This window comes from Lachnoanaerobaculum sanguinis, from assembly GCF_033242365.1.
GTDB lineage: Bacteria > Bacillota > Clostridia > Lachnospirales > Lachnospiraceae > Lachnoanaerobaculum > Lachnoanaerobaculum sanguinis.
In genome coordinates this window covers 1-20,123 of record NZ_BTHK01000027.1, presented here as the reverse complement: position 1 = coordinate 20,123, position 20,123 = coordinate 1, and the positions used below count along the sequence as shown (strand labels likewise).

General features: G+C 34.2%; 21 protein-coding genes and 1 pseudogene. 1 reads left to right on the top strand and 21 read right to left on the bottom strand.

Annotation, left to right across the window (positions count from 1 at the left end; all coding sequences use genetic code 11):
- Positions 1–684 precede the first annotated feature (684 nt).
- The 21 genes from SBH76_RS13030 to SBH76_RS12930 all read right to left on the bottom strand — a co-directional run bounded on the left by SBH76_RS13030 (position 685) and on the right by SBH76_RS12930 (position 19,402).
- Positions 685–1,500: an RnfABCDGE type electron transport complex subunit B gene (locus SBH76_RS13030; protein WP_317978120.1), complete on the bottom strand. Its 816-nt coding sequence runs from the start codon at positions 1,498–1,500 to the stop codon at positions 685–687.
- An 11-nt stretch (positions 1,501–1,511) separates the two neighbouring features.
- On the bottom strand, positions 1,512–2,087 hold the full coding sequence (rsxA, locus tag SBH76_RS13025; RefSeq protein ID WP_007591387.1) for an electron transport complex subunit RsxA: 576 nt from the start codon (positions 2,085–2,087) through the stop codon (positions 1,512–1,514).
- Positions 2,087–2,902, bottom strand: coding sequence for an electron transport complex subunit RsxE (gene rsxE, locus SBH76_RS13020; protein WP_007591386.1), 816 nt, complete (start codon positions 2,900–2,902; stop codon positions 2,087–2,089). Before rsxE ends, rsxA begins: the two co-directional genes overlap by 1 nt.
- 9 nt (positions 2,903–2,911) lie before the next feature.
- The gene (locus SBH76_RS13015; protein WP_034213422.1) at positions 2,912–3,523 is read right to left on the bottom strand and encodes an RnfABCDGE type electron transport complex subunit G; all 612 of its coding nucleotides are present in this window, start codon (positions 3,521–3,523) and stop codon (positions 2,912–2,914) included.
- A complete protein-coding gene (locus SBH76_RS13010; protein WP_317978119.1) occupies positions 3,520–4,479 on the bottom strand; it encodes an RnfABCDGE type electron transport complex subunit D in 960 nt (319 codons plus the stop codon). Before SBH76_RS13010 ends, SBH76_RS13015 begins: the two co-directional genes overlap by 4 nt.
- On the bottom strand, positions 4,479–5,825 hold the full coding sequence (gene rsxC, locus SBH76_RS13005; RefSeq protein ID WP_315035995.1) for an electron transport complex subunit RsxC: 1,347 nt from the start codon (positions 5,823–5,825) through the stop codon (positions 4,479–4,481). Before rsxC ends, SBH76_RS13010 begins: the two co-directional genes overlap by 1 nt.
- Before the next feature lie 470 nt (positions 5,826–6,295).
- A complete protein-coding gene (gene argS / locus SBH76_RS13000; protein ID WP_317978118.1) occupies positions 6,296–8,065 on the bottom strand; it encodes an arginine--tRNA ligase in 1,770 nt (589 codons plus the stop codon).
- Positions 8,066–8,159: 94 nt separating this feature from the next.
- The gene (gene efp, locus SBH76_RS12995; RefSeq protein ID WP_007591379.1) at positions 8,160–8,720 is read right to left on the bottom strand and encodes an elongation factor P; all 561 of its coding nucleotides are present in this window, start codon (positions 8,718–8,720) and stop codon (positions 8,160–8,162) included.
- A 65-nt stretch (positions 8,721–8,785) separates the two neighbouring features.
- The gene (gene aroQ, locus SBH76_RS12990) at positions 8,786–9,223 is read right to left on the bottom strand and encodes a type II 3-dehydroquinate dehydratase (protein ID WP_009662636.1); all 438 of its coding nucleotides are present in this window, start codon (positions 9,221–9,223) and stop codon (positions 8,786–8,788) included.
- The gene (aroE, locus tag SBH76_RS12985) at positions 9,220–10,089 is read right to left on the bottom strand and encodes a shikimate dehydrogenase (RefSeq protein WP_317978117.1); all 870 of its coding nucleotides are present in this window, start codon (positions 10,087–10,089) and stop codon (positions 9,220–9,222) included. The genes aroQ and aroE overlap by 4 nt, the downstream gene beginning before the upstream one ends.
- Positions 10,076–10,603: a YqeG family HAD IIIA-type phosphatase gene (locus SBH76_RS12980; protein WP_317978116.1), complete on the bottom strand. Its 528-nt coding sequence runs from the start codon at positions 10,601–10,603 to the stop codon at positions 10,076–10,078. The genes aroE and SBH76_RS12980 overlap by 14 nt, the downstream gene beginning before the upstream one ends.
- Entirely contained in the window at positions 10,600–11,052 is a 453-nt protein-coding gene (nrdR, locus tag SBH76_RS12975; RefSeq protein ID WP_007591373.1) for a transcriptional regulator NrdR, read from the bottom strand. Before nrdR ends, SBH76_RS12980 begins: the two co-directional genes overlap by 4 nt.
- Positions 11,053–11,072: 20 nt before the next feature.
- Positions 11,073–11,468, bottom strand: coding sequence for a DUF4190 domain-containing protein (locus SBH76_RS12970; RefSeq protein WP_317978115.1), 396 nt, complete (start codon positions 11,466–11,468; stop codon positions 11,073–11,075).
- A 10-nt stretch (positions 11,469–11,478) separates the two neighbouring features.
- Positions 11,479–12,765, bottom strand: coding sequence for a galactokinase (locus SBH76_RS12965; RefSeq protein WP_317978114.1), 1,287 nt, complete (start codon positions 12,763–12,765; stop codon positions 11,479–11,481).
- Positions 12,766–12,894: 129 nt separating this feature from the next.
- Positions 12,895–13,737 carry a DegV family protein gene (locus SBH76_RS12960; protein ID WP_317978113.1) on the bottom strand — a complete coding sequence of 281 codons (843 nt, stop codon included), beginning with the start codon at positions 13,735–13,737 and terminating at the stop codon, positions 12,895–12,897.
- A gap of 129 nt (positions 13,738–13,866) precedes the next feature.
- Complete coding sequence (locus SBH76_RS12955) at positions 13,867–14,517, bottom strand: hypothetical protein (RefSeq protein WP_317978112.1); 651 nt, start codon at positions 14,515–14,517, stop codon at positions 13,867–13,869.
- A gap of 81 nt (positions 14,518–14,598) precedes the next feature.
- Positions 14,599–15,123, bottom strand: a complete 525-nt coding sequence (locus SBH76_RS12950) for a hypothetical protein (RefSeq protein WP_317978111.1) — start codon at positions 15,121–15,123, stop codon at positions 14,599–14,601.
- A gap of 128 nt (positions 15,124–15,251) precedes the next feature.
- The gene (locus tag SBH76_RS12945) at positions 15,252–15,911 is read right to left on the bottom strand and encodes a hypothetical protein (protein ID WP_317978110.1); all 660 of its coding nucleotides are present in this window, start codon (positions 15,909–15,911) and stop codon (positions 15,252–15,254) included.
- A gap of 230 nt (positions 15,912–16,141) precedes the next feature.
- A complete protein-coding gene (locus tag SBH76_RS12940) occupies positions 16,142–16,804 on the bottom strand; it encodes a hypothetical protein (RefSeq protein ID WP_317978109.1) in 663 nt (220 codons plus the stop codon).
- Positions 16,805–16,856: 52 nt separating this feature from the next.
- A complete protein-coding gene (locus SBH76_RS12935; RefSeq protein WP_317978108.1) occupies positions 16,857–17,528 on the bottom strand; it encodes a hypothetical protein in 672 nt (223 codons plus the stop codon).
- Between the two features lie 305 nt (positions 17,529–17,833).
- Complete coding sequence (locus SBH76_RS12930; RefSeq protein ID WP_317978107.1) at positions 17,834–19,402, bottom strand: leucine-rich repeat domain-containing protein; 1,569 nt, start codon at positions 19,400–19,402, stop codon at positions 17,834–17,836.
- 428 nt (positions 19,403–19,830) lie between these two features.
- On the opposite strand from SBH76_RS12930, the pseudogene SBH76_RS12925 reads away from it, so the two are divergent.
- Positions 19,831–20,123 (top strand): annotated as a pseudogene (locus SBH76_RS12925) (IS1634 family transposase); the annotation flags it as partial.

Here is a 20,123-nt window from a genome sequence, read left to right as displayed (position 1 = left end):
TTAGAGGCCTTTAATAAATTTGCACATTCACAGCCACACAGAATTGAAGACGACGTAAAAAGCGCATAATAAAAGCCCCTTTGTGGGGGCTTATAAATTAATTATTTTGGGACATAATCATTTATGCTTGACATGGCACAAAGGCTTAAATACCCCTAATACTTTCCTATCATAATCTATATATCAATATATGTCTAATTCATTTCTAAGCCCTTTCTAAAACTCCGGTATGCATATTTGTTATGGCCCCTATTCCATTTTTTCTGAATAATAAACAGAAATTTTTGTCTAAAATCCGTGTTTTTGTAACCTAAATTTTTTATAAATACATAAGCTTTGTTTTTTATTTATTATTTTCTTTCTTTATATTTTTTTTATATTTTTTCCATAATATAGACACAATTATTTTTTATATTATAAGAGCATTAGCGATGGCTAGTGCAGGTTTCAGAATTACTGGAACTACAAAGCTTTTTCATACTCATACCGGACAGTTTAACTGTCCGGCCCCCCTAAAAATGTTAAAACCACCTATTCCCAAGGTGGTTTTTTTGTGTCTGAAATACTAAATAAAGTTTTATACTTATAAATTTTATACCAAAGCATTGAAACTATTTTCACAGTTCTATTCTTCTACTAAAAAAGAGGAGCTCAGATATCTAAACTCCCCTTTTAAAATCAATATTATGCAGTCATTGCAATTTTTCCGTCAACAACTTGTATAACCTTAGTTGGGCACTTTGCCGCACATTTTCCGCAATTTGTACATTTGGAATAGTCTATCAGCGCTACATTTCCGTTCATATGGATTGCATCATCCTCACAAGCCTTTACACACATGGTACATGCAATACAACCAACCTCACATACCTCTTTGACAGCTTTACCCTTATCCTGTGAATTACACTGTACAAAAGTAAATGTCTCATAAGGTACCAAGTCTATAAGTTTCTTAGGACAGGCCTCAACACATTTTCCACATGCTACACATTTCTCTCTGTCCACCAATGCAATGCCGTCTACTATATGTATAGAATCAAACTCACAAGCTCTTACACATGATCCGAATCCCATACATCCGTAGCTACAGGCTTTACCACCCTGTCCGGGAACATTCATAGCTGAATTACAATCTGTGATACCGAAATATGTAAAGTTTTGTTTTGTTTTATCACAAGTTCCCTTACATTTTACAAATGCAACCTGCTTTATGGCCTCACCTGCACTTACTCCCATTATCTCACCGATAATTTCAGCTACAGGCGCTCCACCTACAGGACATTTATTTACAGGTGCTTCACCTGCCGCAATAGCTTTTGCAAGGCCGTCACAACCGGGATATCCGCAACCACCACAGTTGTTTCCGGGTAATGCATCTCTTACAGCTATTTCTTTTTCATCCACTTCCACTTTAAACTTCTCACTGGCAACTCCAAGTAGGAGACCAATAAGAATGCCGACTATACCAACTACTGCCGCCGCAATAATTACTCCATTCATATTCTTTCCTCCTAAATAAGTCCCGAGAATCCGGTAAAGGCAATTGCCATAAGACCTGCTGTAATAAGTACAATAGGCATACCTGATACTACATGAGGTATATCATTATTTTCAATTTTCTCTCTGACACCTGAAAGCAATACTATAGCCAAAGCAAATCCGCTTGCAGTACCTACTCCGTACACAAGGCTTTGTGCAAAATTGTATTCCTTTGCAACATTGTCAAGAGCAACACCCAAAACAGCACAGTTGGTTGTAATAAGAGGAAGGTATACACCCAGAGCCTCATAAAGTGAAGGCATATTTTTCTTTAATACCATCTCAACAAACTGTACCAAAGCCGCTATAACAAGAATAAATACAATAGTCTGCAAATACTCAAGTTTAAGCGGAATCAAAATATGTGTATAAATAAGGCTGGCCGCCATACTTGAGAGAGTGATAACGAATATAACCGCAGCACCCATACCTACAGAAGTTTCAGTCTTTTTTGATACACCGAGGAAAGGACAAAGTCCCAAAAATCTGCTAAGCACTACATTGTTTACCAGTGCCGCACTAATTAAAAGTAAAATCAGTTGAGTCATTATTTACCCTCCCCTGCATTAGCTGCATTTTCTTTCTCAGCCTTTGCCTTAGCAAGAGCCTCTTCTTTCTTTCTCTTTGCCTCAAGTTCCTTTTCTTCTATATCCTTATCAATAGCATTGTGATTGTGTGCCTTACTTTCACCAAAGCATGCCGAACAGTTTCCGCCACATGCTATGTCGGATGACATACCTGTATTTGTAGCACTTGGAGCCTTAAAGTAATTTTGCAAAGCCGACAAAAGTGCAAGTACAAAGAATGCACCCGGAGCAAGTACAAGTATTGAAATAGTAAAATCGGTAGGTATTATCTGATTATTGTTAGGTAAAGCAATAAGTCCCTTAAATATAGTTCCGGCACCGATAAGCTCTCTTACAAAAGCTATGCAGGAAAGTGAAAGCGTAAATCCGATTCCCATTCCAATTCCGTCAAAGAAAGACGGAATTGCAGGATTCTTTGAAGCATAACTCTCCGCTCTACCAAGAATAATACAGTTAACAACTATAAGCGGTATATAAATACCGAGTGATTTATAAAGTTCAGGTGTGTAACCCTGCATCAAAAGCTGTACTACCGTAACCAAAGATGCAACGATAACTATAAACGCAGGGATTCTCACTCTGTCAGGTATTATATTTCTCATTGCAGAAATAATTAAATTTGAAAACATCAAAACGGCTGTTGTAGAAAGTCCCATACCTATAGCATTTACTACAGATGTTGTAACCGCAAGTGTAGGACACATACCTAACATCAGAACAAAGGTAGGATTTTCTCTGAATATACCGTTATATAAACGCTCTAAACTCTTGTTCATATTTCCTCCTTATTCCAATATTGAATTAAAGTAAAGCGCTGCATTGACAGCATTGGTAACAGCTGTACTTGTGATGGTAGATCCGCTTATAGCCGATATCTCATCATCTGCACCTGCAGCACCCTTTACAAGCTTGAATTCTTTTGTATTTTTATTTGCATACTGACCGTAGAAAGACGCTTCCGCCGCTCTCATACCAAGACCCGGTGTCTCTTCAAGTGTAAGGAATGTTATTCCGACCACAGTACCGTCAGACTTTATGCCTACGGATATTTGTACCGTACCGTTATATCCGTCTTTTGATGTTGATGTTATAACTCTGCCTATATTATTTCCCGACTCATCCTTTGCGGTAACAACTTCATCAATATTTGAATGTCCGAAGCCCTTACCTGCAATTTCGTCTGCAGTCTCCGCTATCTTTGCCGTATCGGCTTCATTCTCCTCAAAATCCTTAGCCTCAGGGAAAACAACAGCATAAGCCTCATTCTTTGCCGCCTTTGCCGCAGCCGCTATAGGAGCCTTAGTTATATCGTATACAAATCCCAATACAAGGCCCGAAATAAGGGTTATAGCAAATAAAATAATCGCATCTTTTACAAATCCTGATTGTTTTTTCATGCCTTCTTTGCCTCCCTTCCAAATGCCTTCGGCAATGTCGCCTTCTCTATAAGCGGAGCCACTACATTACCGATAATGATAGCATAGGAAACTCCCTCAGCATTGCCGCCGAATAATCTGAATAAACCTGTAAGTATACCGATAAATATTGCAAAATACACCTGTCCCATTTTTGTAACAGGACTGCTTACATAATCTGTTGCCATAAAGAACGCACCGAATATAAGACCGCCGCTGAGCACATGGTATAAAACAGTTGTAGGATTGTGATCACCGAATAAGAATACAAATACAGCCACTGTAGCAATATATATAAGCGGTATTCTAAGAGAAATAACCTTTCTTACCACAAGATAAATTGCACCGATAAGTAAAGCTATGGTTGAAACCTCTCCTATTGTTCCCGGTATCCTACCGAGGAAAATATTTACAAGATCATACTGCTCAAGTGCATCTGCAATTCCCTTTGCCTTTAAGAAAGCAAGAGGCGTAGGTGTAGATGATGAATCATAGTTCATAGCCACAGAGCTGAAATTTGTCATACTTCCGGCAAATGATATAAGCATAAAGCATCTTGCAGCCAAAGCCGGATTCATAAAGTTTTGTCCAAGTCCGCCGTAAAGCTGCTTTACAACAATTATTGCAAATACACCGCCAAGTATAGGCATCCAAACAGGAATCTGAGGCGGCATATTAAGAGCCAATATAAGTCCGGTAACCACAGCGGAAAAATCTCCGATAGTTACAGGCTTATTCATTATTTTTTCGTATAAATATTCAGCAAGTACACATGCAAGAACTGTACATATAACCACGATAAGCGCAGATAAACCGAACTGGAAGCAACCGAATGCCAAAGTAGGTATCATTGCAATACAAACATCCTTCATGATATTTGCTGTGGATGAATTATCCCTTACATGAGGAGATGATGAAACATTAAATTTGCCTGCCATTATTTCCCCTCCTTCTTTGCCGCTTCAGCTCTTCTCTTTGCTGCAACAGCCTGACGCATATATTTAAATCCTTGAGTAAGTGGTCTCTTTGCAGGACATACATAAGCACATGAGCCACATTCAACACATTCCATACCGTTTAACTTTTCGAATCCTTCAGTGTCGTCCTTTAACGCCTTATCCATCATAAGAACAGGCACAAGAAAACTTGGACACACATCAATACATCTTCCGCATTTGATGCATGGTGTTTCAGGATTTTCCTCAACTTCATCTTCCACAAAAGTTGTAATTGAAGATGATGACTTGGTAACAGGAATATCAAGAGTAAACAAAGCCTGTCCCATCATAGGTCCGCCTGAAAGCACCTTTTTTGGCTCAGTCTTGAAACCGCCTGCCGCTTCAATAAGTTCCTGATAATTGGTTCCCGTTCTTACTTTAAAGTTTTGCGGAGTAGTAACGGCATCACCTGTTATAGTTACAATCCTTCTGATAAGAGGTGTAGACTCGGCTACCGCATTATATATTGAAATGACCGTATCCGTATTGTCAACAATACAGCCTACATCTGCAGGCAAAAGACTTGAGTTTAACTTTCTTCCTGTGCAAGCAAAAATCAGCGAACGCTCACCACCCTGAGGATACTTTGTATACAGCTCCACAACCTCTATTTTCGATTCGTTTTGTACAAGTTTTTTTATTTTCTCAATAGCTTCAGGTTTATTATTTTCAATACCTATAATACCTTTTGCATTCGGGAAAAGCCCAAGTATAATCTTTAAGCCTTCTACCAGCTTTTCAGGTTCTTCCATCATAAGTCTGTAATCACTTGTAAGATAAGGCTCACATTCCGCACCGTTTACAATGATATAATCAATCTCATTTTCGTTCTTTGGTGAAAGCTTCACATGTGTCGGGAAAGCAGCTCCTCCGAGTCCGACGATACCTGCATCTTTCACTATTTTTCTGATTTCATCTTTAGAAAGTTTTGTATAATCTCTTTTTTCTCCAAAACCTTCTACGGCACGATATTCCTTATCATTCTCAATGATAATAGAATTCACCATTGAACCGTTTGCCACTCTTCTGGGTTCGATCTTTTTCACTTTTCCGGACACCGAGCTTACCACATTGGCTGATATGAATCCCCCCGCCTCTGCGATGATTTGTCCGACCAGCACTTCATCTCCGACAGCCACCAAGGGTTTTGCAGGTGCACCGATATGTTGGCTTAACGGGAACACCATTTCAACTCCATTTGGTTGTAGTACCGTTATCGGATGTTCCATTGAGAGTTCCTTGCCCTCATATGGATGTACACCACCAATAAATGTAGCTAATCCCATATTTTTCTCCTCTTCTATCCGGGTAAACAAATGTAAGAAATCAGGCAGTAATTTGTGTAAAACAAGTCAAATCAATTGTCAATTTTCAGATTATTTTAAAGCGATACATAATCTCCTGACGCACAAATAAACCAAGAAACCAAAGCAATTCTTAGTCTTTCGGTATACTGCCGTTTGAAGCATTTTTCCACCCTTATTTTCTTTTATTATACCATATTTGTACAAAGTTACAGACGATTTTCAAGAATTTATATTGTATTTTTTTGTATACATTCTTTTGTGATACAGAAAGCAAGGATTTTTTACAAATATTTATTAATAAAATTCTCTCAATCTCTGCATTAATATGTTACCTCCAGTCTATAATTTTATACAGAAAAATTCAATCTAAATAAAAATAATATAGCAAAAATATTTTTTTGCCAAATAAAAAAACTCCTACCAAATTCAGAATTCGGTAGGAGCAAATGTTACATTTTATCCGGTGCTTCTATTCCAAGCAAATTTATAGCGGACTCCAACAATTCTTTTGTAAGAAGAATTGTTGCAAGGTATCCTTTTTTCTTTTTCTCATCAGCTTCAGAAAGTATCTTTATTTCATGATAGAATGAGTTGAATGTATTTGAAACCGCATAAATATACTGACATATTTTATGTGGTGCAAGCTCATTCCATGCAGATTTCATGACTTCATTAAACTGTGACAATTCCATATAAAGCTTTTTATGTATATCTTCTACAGGAACTGTTAAATCACTCAAACTCACCTTTTGTGAGCTGCTCTCATAGTATTTTTCAAGTATAGACTTTATTCTTACTATTGTATACAGAATATAAGGTCCTGTATTTCCCTCAAATGATATAAATCTGTCAATATCAAATATATAATCCTTTGCAGCCTGATTGCTTAAATCACCATATTTAATAGCCGCAAGTCCTACAATCTTTGCAGTATTTCTTGCTTCCTCATCGGATACATCTCTTGATTCCTTTATCTTTGCAAATACGGCATCCTCAATATCCTTAATAACAGTCTCAAGACGAACCACACCGCCGTCTCTGGTCTTTAAAGGCTTTCCGTCTTTACCGTTTATTGTACCGAATCCAATATATATAAGTTCATGATTTGGAGGAACTATTCCTGCAATTCTTGATACCCTGAAAAACTGTGTATAGTGAAGTTCCTGTCTCTTATCCGCAATATAGATATATTCATCAGGTGAATAAAGCTTTTCTCTTTCTACCAAAGTACCGAGATCCGATGTGGCATAAAGTGCTGCACCGTCGGATTTTCTTATTATACAAGGTGGCAATTCCTTCTTATCGCCTTCCATAGCTATATCCACTACCAAGGCACCTTCAGAAACTCTTGCAATTTTTCTGTCTTCCAAATCTTTAATCAAATCCGGTATATAAGGATCGGCATCAGACTCACCCTTCCAGAGATCAAAGTCTACCAAAAGTGAGCTGTAGTTTTTCTTTAAGTCCTCTACGGATACGTTAATTATATGCTTCCAAATCTCTCTGTACGGTCTGTAACCTTTTTGAAGTTCCAAAGTGGCTTCCTGTGCTCTTTGCTTAAAATTTTCATCAACCTTTGACTTTTTTGAAGCCGCAGGATATATTTCCTCCAAATCATTTAAACTGAAAGGCGCTTCCTTCGGATACTCTCCGTCATAGTTTTCCTTAAAATAAACAAGCTCAGGTTTTCTCTCTCTAAGCTCTTCTATTATAAGCCCCATCTGAAGACCCCAGTCACCAAGGTGCACATCCGCAATCACCTCATTACCGAAGAATCTTCCCATTCTTTTTAAGCTCTCTCCGATGATTGCAGAACGTAAATGTCCGATATGAAGAGGCTTTGCAACATTTGCACCGCCGTAGTCGATTATTATTTTCTTTGCAGGATTATCAAGCTCTATGCCATACTTCTGTGAGTTTGACATGTCTCTCACATATTTCTCTATAAAAGTATTGCTTATATTTATATTGATAAATCCGGGCATAATAGCTTCGATTTTTTCAAAGCTCTCACTTTCTTTTAGGATTTCAACAACCTCATTTGCTATATCAATAGGTTTTTTCTTATATTCCTTAGCTGCCGCCATTGCGCCGTTGCATTGATACTCACATAGGTCAGGTCTGTTTGAAATATTGGCCTTTCCGTACTTTTCATCATATGACAATTTTGCAAATGCGCACTTAAGCTCATCGGAAATCAATTCAATAATTGTCTTCATATATCTCCAGTCTGTATAATTTATTTTTATGCACTATACTGTGCAACTCAACTACAAAAAAGACGGTCAAGATGACCGTCAAACATTGAAAATTTTAAACTCTTGATAAATACTCACCTGTTCTTGTATCAATCTTAATCTTATCACCAAGATTTACAAACAATGGAACATAAACAACTGCACCTGTCTCCACTGTTGCCGGCTTTGTAGCGCCCTGTGCTGTATTTCCTGCAAATCCCGGCTCTGTATCTGTAACCTCCAACTCTACAAATAAAGGTGGCTCTACAGAGAATACATTACCGTTGAATGAACATATCTTAACCATCTCATTCTCTTTTACGAACTTCAACGCATCTCCAACCTTGTCTGCATTAAGTGCGATCTGATCATATGTCTCAACATTCATAAAGTTGAACATATCTCCGTCTGCATATAAATACTGCATATCGGCTCTGTCTATTCTTGCCTGTGGGAATTTCTCAGTAGGTCGGAAAGTTCTTTCAACAACGCTACCTGTAATTACATTCCTGATTTTTGTACGAACGAATGCAGCTCCCTTTCCCGGCTTAACATGCTGGAATTCAAGAATCTGAAAAACCTGTCCTTCCTCAATCTCCAATGTCAAACCATTTTTAAAATCACCTGCTGAAACCATTAATATTTCCTCCTAAAAACTTTCATGCGATACTTGAACTATTTTATAACAATTTTGATGTCAAATCAAGACTTAGTTTGCTCTATTATGTACTCCATTGCAAGAGTATATCCGCTTAGCCCAAGTCCTGCTATTTGTCCTGTGCATACAGGCTGTGTAAGTGACTTATGCCTGAACTCTTCTCTTTCTGAAATATTTGATATATGTACCTCTACCTTAATACAATCAAGACTCTCAAGAGCATCTCTTATAGCTACACTTGTATGCGTAAATGCTGCAGGATTTATAACTATTCCTGCAGGTTTTTCAAAATATGCCTCCTGAAGCTTGTCAACTATGGCACCCTCGTGATTGCTCTGAAAGCATTCCACATCTACGCCAAGTTCTTTTGCCTTTTTATCAATCATTTTCAAAAGATAGCTGTAGTCCTTGTTTCCATAAACCTCCTTATTTCTTATTCCGAGGAAATTCATATTCACACCGTTTATCACCAAAATTTTCATTGCATTCTCTCTCTAAGTTTCTCTGTCAACAATACTTTTACTTTTTCTATAATATCTTTATCGACTTTAACATTGTTCCATATCTCAAAGCTTGCAACACCCTGAAGAATAAGCATATCCAGACCGTTTATGCAAACCTTTCCTTTTGATTTCATCTTCTTAATAAATGCAGTCTCAAAAGGTATATAAATAAGATCGATACCCGAGTCACATTTTTCATAAAATGCCTCATCTTCTATTATGCAATCTTCAACATTTGGATGCATACCGACATTAGTGGTCTGGAATACAAAATAATTATCCTTATCCAACAGATTAATATTTGACTTCAAATCATCCAAAGAAATAACGGAGATATCTTTAATACCAACCTCCGCTTTCAGTTCATCAGCCTTTGAAATATTTCTGTTTACAAGAGTAATTGAATTTACCCCCTCTTCTATTGCAAGATAAAGTACAGCCTTTGCGGCACCTCCTGCCCCCAAAATAATTATGTCCTTACTCTTTATACTAAGATTATTATTATAAAGACTCATTCCAAGTCCTATAATATCCGTATTATATCCCTTATAACCGCTTTCAGTCTTTATAAGAGTATTTACTGCACCTATTTTTCTTGCCCTGTCATCAATATCGCTAACTATTTCAAGCATGTCCTTTTTATATGGAATAGTTACATTAAAACCCTTAATACCTAACGCAAAAGCACCTTTTATGGCCTCTTTGATATTTTCAGTCACATGAAATGCCGAATAGCTCATATCTATATTCAATTCTTTAGCCAAAGTATTTTGTAAAATCGGAGAAAGGCTGTGTGAAACAGGATTTCCTATTATACCGTAAACTTTTGTATCAGCACTTACCATTCTTTTTCACCTTATCTATCTTAATTTTATAAAAGAAAAGTACAATTCTTTCAAAGAACCTTTTTATGACTATCTGTATCTCTTCTTTCGGGCTTATCGGATCCACCAGAACAGAGTAAACCCCTGCATTATTAGCTCCCCATATATCTGTAAAAATCTGGTCTCCCACAAAAAAGGTCTGTTCTCTTTTTACATTCAAAGTATTCATCGCTTTTAGGTATCCCTTTTTTGAAGGTTTGTCAGCCTTATATATATATGGCGATCCGACCGCCTTTGCAAACGGTGAAACTCTTTTTTCTTTATTGTTTGAAATAAGACAGGTCTTAAATCCTATTTCTCTAAGAGATTTAAAAAACTCAATATTTGACCTGTCAGCCTTTGTTCCATGAGTGGTCAAGGTATTGTCTATATCAAAAAGAACAGCTCTGAATCCCTTATTATAAAGCCCCCTATAGTCTATCTCATATATATCTTTCTTGTGTAAATCCGGAAAAAGTTTATTCATAAAAATCATTTCTTTAAAAGCTTTGAGATCTCATCTACAAAAGTATTTACATCCTTAAACTCCCTGTATACAGATGCAAATCTTACATATGCAACCTCGTCCAGTTCCTTTAATTTTTCCATCACAAGCTCACCTATCTTTCTGGTAGGTATCTCACTGACTTCCATAGAATAGATTTGGTTTTCTATATCATCCACCGTTTTTCTTATTACAACCGTGGAGACAGGTCTCTTATGACAGCTTTGGATGATTCCATACTCTATCTTTGACCTGTCAAAGTTTTCTCTGCTGTCATCCTTTTTAATTACCATAAGAGGAATAGTCTCAAGTTTTTCATATGTGGTAAATCTCTTATTGCAGCTCTCACACTGCCTTCTTCTTCTTATTGAAGAATTGTCATCCGCAGGACGAGAATCAATAACCTTTGTATCCTGCGCCTGGCAAAAAGGGCATTTCATAAGTTTATTCCTTATCCATATTATAGTTCATTTATTTGTTCATCTTCATTTTCATCAAAATAGTATGGAAGATTCTGATATTCATCACTGTCATCATAATCCAATGAATCACCATACTCTTCAATAAAATATTCAAAAGGATTACTGTTATCACGATAGCTGCTGTAGTCGTTATCATCTGAGAATAACAATCCTATTATTATTATAAATGCCGCAACAATTGAAAGTATAAAGCCCAGAATAGATAAAGCAAGTCCTATACCTGCCTTTACATCTATTCCATGTCCGTTCCTTGTAGACAAAACAAAAAGTACTATACCTACTATTCCAAGCGGAAGTCCGAAACACATGCAACAAAGTACACAGCTCAGTATTCCGACAATAAGACATGCTATCGAATATTGTTCTTCGTTCATTTATCCTCCTTTAAATCATTTCATCCAAACATATAGACCCGTAAGGTCTGATTTTCATCTTATAACTTGATCCTTTCCCAAGGAATTTATCCATATATGAAACATACTCATCACTGTAATTTTCAGGAACCATCGCCATAATAACTCCTGCAAATCCTCCACCGTGAACCCTGGTTGCCCCCACATTCTTTTCTTTAAGGAACCTCTCGGATAAAGCCAGTGCCACTGTAATCCCCTGTTCATTCGGTGCGGCATTTGTATATACATTTTGAAGATATTTCCATGATGAATTTCCGCTGTCCGTAATGTTCTTTAAGAAAGAATCGAAATCATTGCTCTTTAATGCTTTTATCTCATTATCGACTCTCTTATTCTCATCAAAGAAATGAATACTTCTAAGTACAGCTCTGTCACCTGCAAAAGCTCTTATTTTTGAAAGATTTTTATAAAATTCATTTTCATCCACTTCAGATAATGTAGACTTTCCGAAAAACTCCGCCACCTTTTTCATCTCTGCAGGTATTGAAGAATAGTCGGCTGAAAGATCCGCATGTCCTCTTCCTGTCTGTACAATTATAAGATCATGCTTTGCTCCCGCAAAGTCAAAATCAATCTCTTCAACCTTCGGTGAATCTGGATTTACAAAGTCTATGCTTATAAGCCCTCCATAAGCACAACACATCTGATCAAGCAGTCCGCTTGCCTTATCCCAATAATTGTTCTCCGCATATTTTCCGATATAGGCATAATCTGTTTTTGAAAGTTTTCCTTCATTAAATAAAGTATTTATTATTTGACAAATCAAAGTTTCAAATGCGGCTGAGGAACTTACCCCTGCACTTGAAATTACATTGCTTGTAATATAGGCATCGAAACCGCCGATACTTGCACCCCTTTGTTCAAATCCTGCCAGTATTCCCTTCAAAAGTTCTATTGTACCTATCTTATCTGTTCCCGGCTCAATATCCTTTATATTCACTCTAAACTTCTGTGAAAACGACTCACTTATTATATTAACAAAGTCGGAGTCATTTTTTGCGGCCGCCGCTACACAGTCAAGATTTATGCTTCCTCCAAGTACCTTGCCGTTGTTATGGTCCGTATGGTTTCCTGAAATCTCGGTTCTTCCGGGAGATGAAAACATTTTAACATCCTTTTCTCCAAATTCCTTTAAGAAACCATTTAAAACAGCTTCATATCTCTTTAAATTATCGTCAACTCCGGATTTTCCGTAAAGCTCCTCTAATAACTTTTGACCTCTAGTCTCCAATATATCCCTTGCCTCAAGTAAATTCATATACCCCTCGCTTAATATTTTAATTAAAGCATAAATACAATTCTAATATCTATACATTCTAAAGTAAGTTTATCATAAATCCAAAAAAAGTACACAATTTATTATTGTGTACTTCAGTTTATTTTTGATCTATCCGATTGCAAGAACTATTCCGCCGTCACCTGCGTACAAAGTGGCAACTCCTGCACCGTTTACAACCTTAACATCCTTAAATTTATTGCTGTCACGGAAAAGCTTAGCTACACTCTCTCCTCTTTCTTCATTATTTATATGAGTAATACATACAATCTTTTCGGATGCATTTTCTCCCGCTTCAGATATAGCAAGTTCAACCATTTTCGCCAGAGCTTTCTGCATACCCCTTTGCTGGTCTTTCTTTACTATCACACCGTCTACGGCACCCATAATAGGCTTGATATTTAAAGCTGATGCTATAAATGCACTCACCGCCGAAAGCCTTCCGTTCTTTCTAAGTGTATCAAGAGACTCCAAAACAAAATATGTCTTCATCTCATCTCTAAGCTTAATTATTCTCTTTGAAATCTCTTCAAATCCAAGACCTTCTTTACATAATTTATCAAGCTCAAGCATAAGTCTATACTGCCCTGCAGATGCCGACCTTGAAGAAAGCACTAAAATATCCTTTTTTTCATAGTCCTCTTCGTAAAGTTTCTTTCCGATCTCGGCACTTTGATAACTTCCGCTAAGATGCTCTGAAAGGGTAACAACAAATGCCATATCAGTATCACATTCCAAAGCTTCTTTAAAGGCATCCGGTGACGGACAGGCACTTTTTGGTCCTATTTTCGATTCGGCCATTCTCTTTATAAAGTCTTTTTGATCAAACTTCTCGTCATCTATAACCTGATAATCTCCGATTTCAAGTGTAAGCGGCACAATTTTTATATTATCATCTTTTTTTAGATTCTCATCCAAATCCGTACAACTATCCCCAATTAATCTATATGTCATATTTTTCAACTCCGTTTAATGTAGTTTTTAAAACTACATCCATTATAGTAATATACTTATTATAAGTCAAGTATACTGACATACTGATTATGAAAGTATTGATACATCATAAAAACAAATGTTCAGATATTATCTGCCATTATCTTTAAATAACATAGAAAGATTCAAAGTGTCATTCTCATAAAGAACTTTCTCTGTTTTGTCATCCGTTATATATACTATCCTACCGGGTATATCTGACCCATTTACTCCTATAATATCCAATACTTCTATAAAATACTCTCCATCAACAGTTTTTCTACTCATATAATCAATTAATGCACTTAAATCATTACACTCATGAAACTCTCCCAATCCCTCTCCCTCTGATATTGTCTTTTCAACTATACATCCATCTTTCATATCGCTTCTTGAGATTCTGATATTTTTCATATTATTATTAAAATTGCCAATACATTTCAAAACTTTTTCGGATTCTATTATTCGGTATTCATACATATGATTATTTTGCTTTGTGATATAATCCCGTATATCATCACTCACTCTTCTTGTTAAATTTTCTTCTCCACCTTTTAATATACCTTTATTACCATAATTGTCACTATACTCTAAGTCTGCATCTAAAACATCAGCCAAAGTTATTATCGGTATGATTTGATTATAATATATCAGTGCATTTTCCTTTCTTTTACTATTTATATGTTCTATATAAAAAATTATAAATATAAATACTAAAAATATTGATATCAATAATATAGCCACATTTATTTTTTTATACATATTGCTCTCCATTCTTGACAATAAATAGTTATAGTTTATTATCTTTAAGTAGTATGTTTTTACCATAAAACTTTTTTCATCTCACTCACCTATCGCTTCATTTATCTCCTGTAATGATGTATAAGGCATTTTTATATCTTCTATATTTTTTTTGATAAATTCTCCATTTACAAGCTTATAAATCATGCTATCATAAATAACTACCTCATCAAATGTTCTGTACATTATATCTATCGGTCTGTTATATGAATAATATATAGGATATGCATAGTATTCTTTTAATATTGTTACATATGTATAACCATCTATAAAATAATATTCTGAAGTTGATTTTTCATCTTCTCCGTAAATTATTACAGTACATCTTGACACTTTATTATTTGCATCTATATATTTTACTACTTCCCCATCCCAGCCTATTATATTTTTATTAACAACTGTTATCTCTTCATTTAAATAATCAGTTGAAAATTTTTTATAAAATCCATTTATATCACTTTCTATACTATTAATATTTATTTTTTTATTAAATGAGGAGTCCATACATCCTGTTATTAATATACATAATACTAAAAATAACCCCGGAAATTTAATATTACTCTTCATATCGATCTCTATCCTTTATTATTTCCATGTCTTTGCCGACTTTAAGAAGTTTAATGCTTAGATTTACATCTCCGGCAAGGTTTGTTTAAGATAATTCTCAAATAATATCCCGAGTGATAATACTCACACTAAAATACCTCAAATAATTTTCTAAAAGATATTTTCCCATATTCTTTTATTACTTTTTCTTTTCCATTTCCGTAGTCATAGATAAACTTTGTAAATTGTGCTGTCCTATCATGCCCTATTATGTTAAGTTCATCAATGTACAGTACATTAAACTCACTTTTCTTATACATATATCTACATAATTCATCCAGATTTTTTACTTCCTTAAATTCTTCCAACCCTTCACTCTCAGAAATTGTCTTATATCTTTTCTCAGGTTCATTCCATACTTTTATATGAGACATATTATCGTTGAATATCTCTATCCTCCTAGCTGTATTTTCTCCCTCTATCAGTTTAAATTGTCCCAGTGCCTTTATCTCTCCCTTTATATATTTGTCGGATACTTCTTCACACTTATCGACCAACATAGTTTCATTGTCAAAATAAAACACGCTTCCATCAGTAGCGACATACTCCAATTTAGCTTCTGTGGCTTGCTGTAATTCATATTTTCTTACTTCATCATAAAAAAATTCTATTGAATCTTTATTGCGCATCTTTATTATATTTTTTAGGTGGACTCTATATTTACATATAGAATAAATACCAATACATACTAAAGTAAATATTATTCCAAAAAGAATAAATAATCTTACTGTTATCACTTTTTTATCCAAATTAATCCCCCTTGTATTTTAACCAAATAAATCATCAAGGTCTATTTTCCCATAGTCTGTCATTACTTTTTCTTCCCCATTTACATAATCGTAGATAAACTTTGTAAATTATGCTGTTTTGTCATGACCTTTAGGTATATGATTTCCATATACCAATGATACTAAGGAAAATAAGGCAAGAAATCCACCTAAACTTTAATCTACTCTTTATTCTAACCATAAGCTTCTCCTTATGACCAATCTTTATACTTGTCTTTAAATAATTCAAATAAGCTAATTGCACTATCTGATATTTCTTTACTTTCTCCATTCCCGTAATCATATATAAACTTTGTGTCTTGTCCTGTTCTGTCATACCCAATTATGTAAAGTTCATTTATATATATAACTCCTTCATCATTTCGCTTATTCATATATTCCCACAGTTCTTCAAAACTATTTATATCTTTAAACTCTTCCAATCCCTCATTTTCAGCAATTGATATATACATGTTCTTATGTGCACCCCATATCTTTACATGTTTCATATTATCATTAAAGTTTTGTATAAATTCTGATGTTCTTTTACCCTCAGTTATCCGAAAAGAGCCGAGGGAAGATGTCTTACCTAAAATATAAGGGTCTATAGCTTCATCAAATACATCTAGAAGCACAGGTTCTGTTTCTATTACTTTGATATTTCCTTTACTATCGGTATACTCCATATTTGCACCTACATACTGCATCATTCTGTATTTCTTCCAGCCATCATCCATAAATTCGAATGCCTCAGTTCTTCTCATATCTTCCAATTTTTTAGCTCTTTCTTTAAGTAAATGATTCCCATATATCAATAGTGCTAAGGAAAATATTATAAAACATAAAATCCACCTAAACTTTAATTTGCTCCCCATTACAATATCCCTCTTAAATCTATTTCTTTTTCTACTACTTCAATATAAAAAATCAATAATCATCTGTACTATAATCATTTTTAAATAATTGATTCAGAGTAATTGACCCATATTCTGTTATTACCTTTTCATAACCTTTCCCTGTATCATATGTAATTTTTCCTTCAAAGCTTGAACCGTCCAATCCTATAGTATCCAGTTCGTCAATATAATATCCTCCATCTTTATTTATTTTCTTCATATATTCAATCAAATCCTTCAGATTTTTACATTCTGTAAAACTATCCAATCTTTCACCCTCCGATATTGTTTTAGGATATATTGTATTTCCTACGCCATCTATTCCGGAAATTCGTATATTTCTCATATTAGAATTAAAATTTTTAATATAGCTGTTAGTATTCTTATTTTCAATAATCCTATATCTAACCAAAGAACTAATTTTCCCATGTATATAATCTAATGTGTATTCATATACAATGTTCTCCATATTTCCACCGGCTTTTATAATCCATTTATTTCCTTTCTCATCATTGCATTCAATGTCTGTCCCTAAAATATGTGATAATTTAATTACCGGAATTATTTCATAGTAATATCTCATAGCTTTTTCTTCTCTCTTTTCAGCACTGTACTCAAAATATAACAATATGAAAATGGCTGATATGACTAAAGAAAATAATAAAATAAATATAGTAAGTCTCCTATTTTTATATACTCCCATCAACAGCTCCTCTTTGTTTAAAATTTAAATCCGGATCATGTATACTTAGAAAGTTTTCCAAACTTATCCGGTCTTTTACAGTAAAGATATTACTCTCACTTGCTATACATAACACATATCTAAAATACCTTGTACTGCTGTCAAATATAAACAAATCTTTTAGTGTAATTCTTCCATACCAATAATATCATTTCACTTATTCATATATTCCCACACAGCTCTTTCATTTTACATATCTCTTCTTTTAATAATATATATTTTTCAGGTTCATCCTTTTTATGATCGTAGAGCTTGTACATAGTTTTCTAGTAAAATACAAGTTTAGGTGTCTTAATTCCATCGGTCTCAATCCAGTGATATTCTCCCTTCAATCTCTCAGGCAATTCAATCTCCTTTAATGAATAGCATTCTCTGATAGCGAATGAATCCAGATATTCTACATTTTCAGGTATTTTTATTTTAGTGAAAGAACAATCTCCAAACGAGTATGCATATATTGCTGTTAAACTGTTAGGCAAATCAATATTTTCCATCTTTACACACCCGACAAATGTAAAATAATTAATTTCTTTCAATTTTATATCATCTTCAAAATCCACTTTTCTTAAATTTGAACATAGAAAAAATGCCTCTGAACAGATTATTTCTACACTTTTAGGAATATAAATCTCTTCAATATCCTTTCTATTTTCAAAAACCTGTTCAGCAATTAATCTGGTTCCTGCTTTAATATGTATTATTGAACTTCCATTATTATTTTCAGAAGCTAAAAGTATATTATCTACATACTTACATCCACATTCGTCAGGTTTTATATTATTTAGATACTTTGTATTCTCAAAACTGTACCCAGCAATACTTTCTATTCCTGATGGTAAATTAATACCTGACAAGTCTTTACAGTTATTAAATGCCCCATATCCAATTTCAATTATACTTTCAGGCAATTTAACTTCTGCTACACCAGACCCCGCAAAGGCATTTGTTCCGATTCTTTTCAGTCCTTCTTTAATATTTATCTTTTTCAATGCCGTACAATTCTCAAAACAATTGTCTCCAATTTCAATTATTCCTTCAGGCAGTTCAATCTCTCTTAGCTTGGAATTATTTATAAATACAGCATTTGCAATTACCTTTGTGGAATCTTTAACTCTGACATTATCATTTAAACCATTGTTATATAAAAGAACTTTTCCAAAGTATATAGAGCCATATTCGTCAACCATACTACTTTTAAAGGCTTCCGTACCTCCAAATACATTTTCTCCTACACTTTCAATTCCTTCTGACATTCTCACTGTAGATAAGCTGCTGCAATTATAAAAAGCGGCACTTCCAATTGTCTTTATACTGTCCGGCAAATATACACTTTTAAGATTTATACAATTATTAAATGCTTTTTCTTTTATTTCAGTTATATTATTTGATAACTGTAAATCTTTCAAAGAACTGCATTCTGAAAATGTACCTTCTTCTATTATTTTGACTCTATTTGGAATTTTTATCTCATTTAATGATTTGCAATTTAAAAATGCATCATTTCTTATTATTTCTAATTTTTCAGGTAATTTAATATCTTTTAAATTTTGGCAATTATAAAAAGCTCCCATTTCAATTTCTTTAATTCCGTCGGACAATGTAACCATCTCTAAATTCACGCAGTCTGCAAAAGCAAAAACTCCAATTTCACTCACGCCATCCGGTATTTCCACTACTTTTAAATCTTCTTTTTTTTCAGTAATTCCACTTTTTATACCTATAAAAACATTGTCTTTAATTATTATCCTACACTTCCAATTAATAAACGTAAGATAAGCAATCCAAAGCACTAAAAAAAATAATAATATGACTAAGTATTTTTTTATATTCTTCATTTTTTATCCCACTTTAAACTCTTTTATTCAGTTGTAACTTAAAATTAACTACGATTATATACTATAAATATTTTCTAAAATTTTTATATAAATGTCAATATAAAAATACATATTTTTTATATTTAGTATAATTATAACAGCTATCGTTTAGTGTTTTTTATAGAACAAGTGATTATTTTAATTTAATAAATATTATTATTGAAAGTCTAATTAACAACACACCCTCCAACCTTCCCGTCTTCCGTCGAAGTACTATGAAAGTTCCGACGTTTTAAATTTCTAATAAGCTATTTAGTTTTATGCAATTCTTTTAAATCCCTTATTTTAAAGGCTTTTCTGACATAAAAAATATTTTAAAAAATTTGAAAAAATTTTTTGAGTATGTTATAATCATAGTACTTCATAGTACTTTGCTTTTAGAGGTGTTTATGGCTTATTTTTTGAGAAAAGAAAAGAAGAAAAAAGGTACTTATCTTCAAATGTATGAATCATTTTGGGATAAGGATAAAAAGCAACCAAGAACAAAAAATGTAAAATCTTTTGGTTATGTTGAGGATTTGATTTCAGGTGAGATTCCGGATCCTGTCAAATTTTACAGCGACTATGTAAAAGAGCAAAATGAGAATAGAACAAAAGTTCTTTCTGAAGAATCCCGTCCTCGTGCATTTTCCACTCCTGTTGAACTTAATATAGGACACTTCTTGCTCTACTCATTGATTGA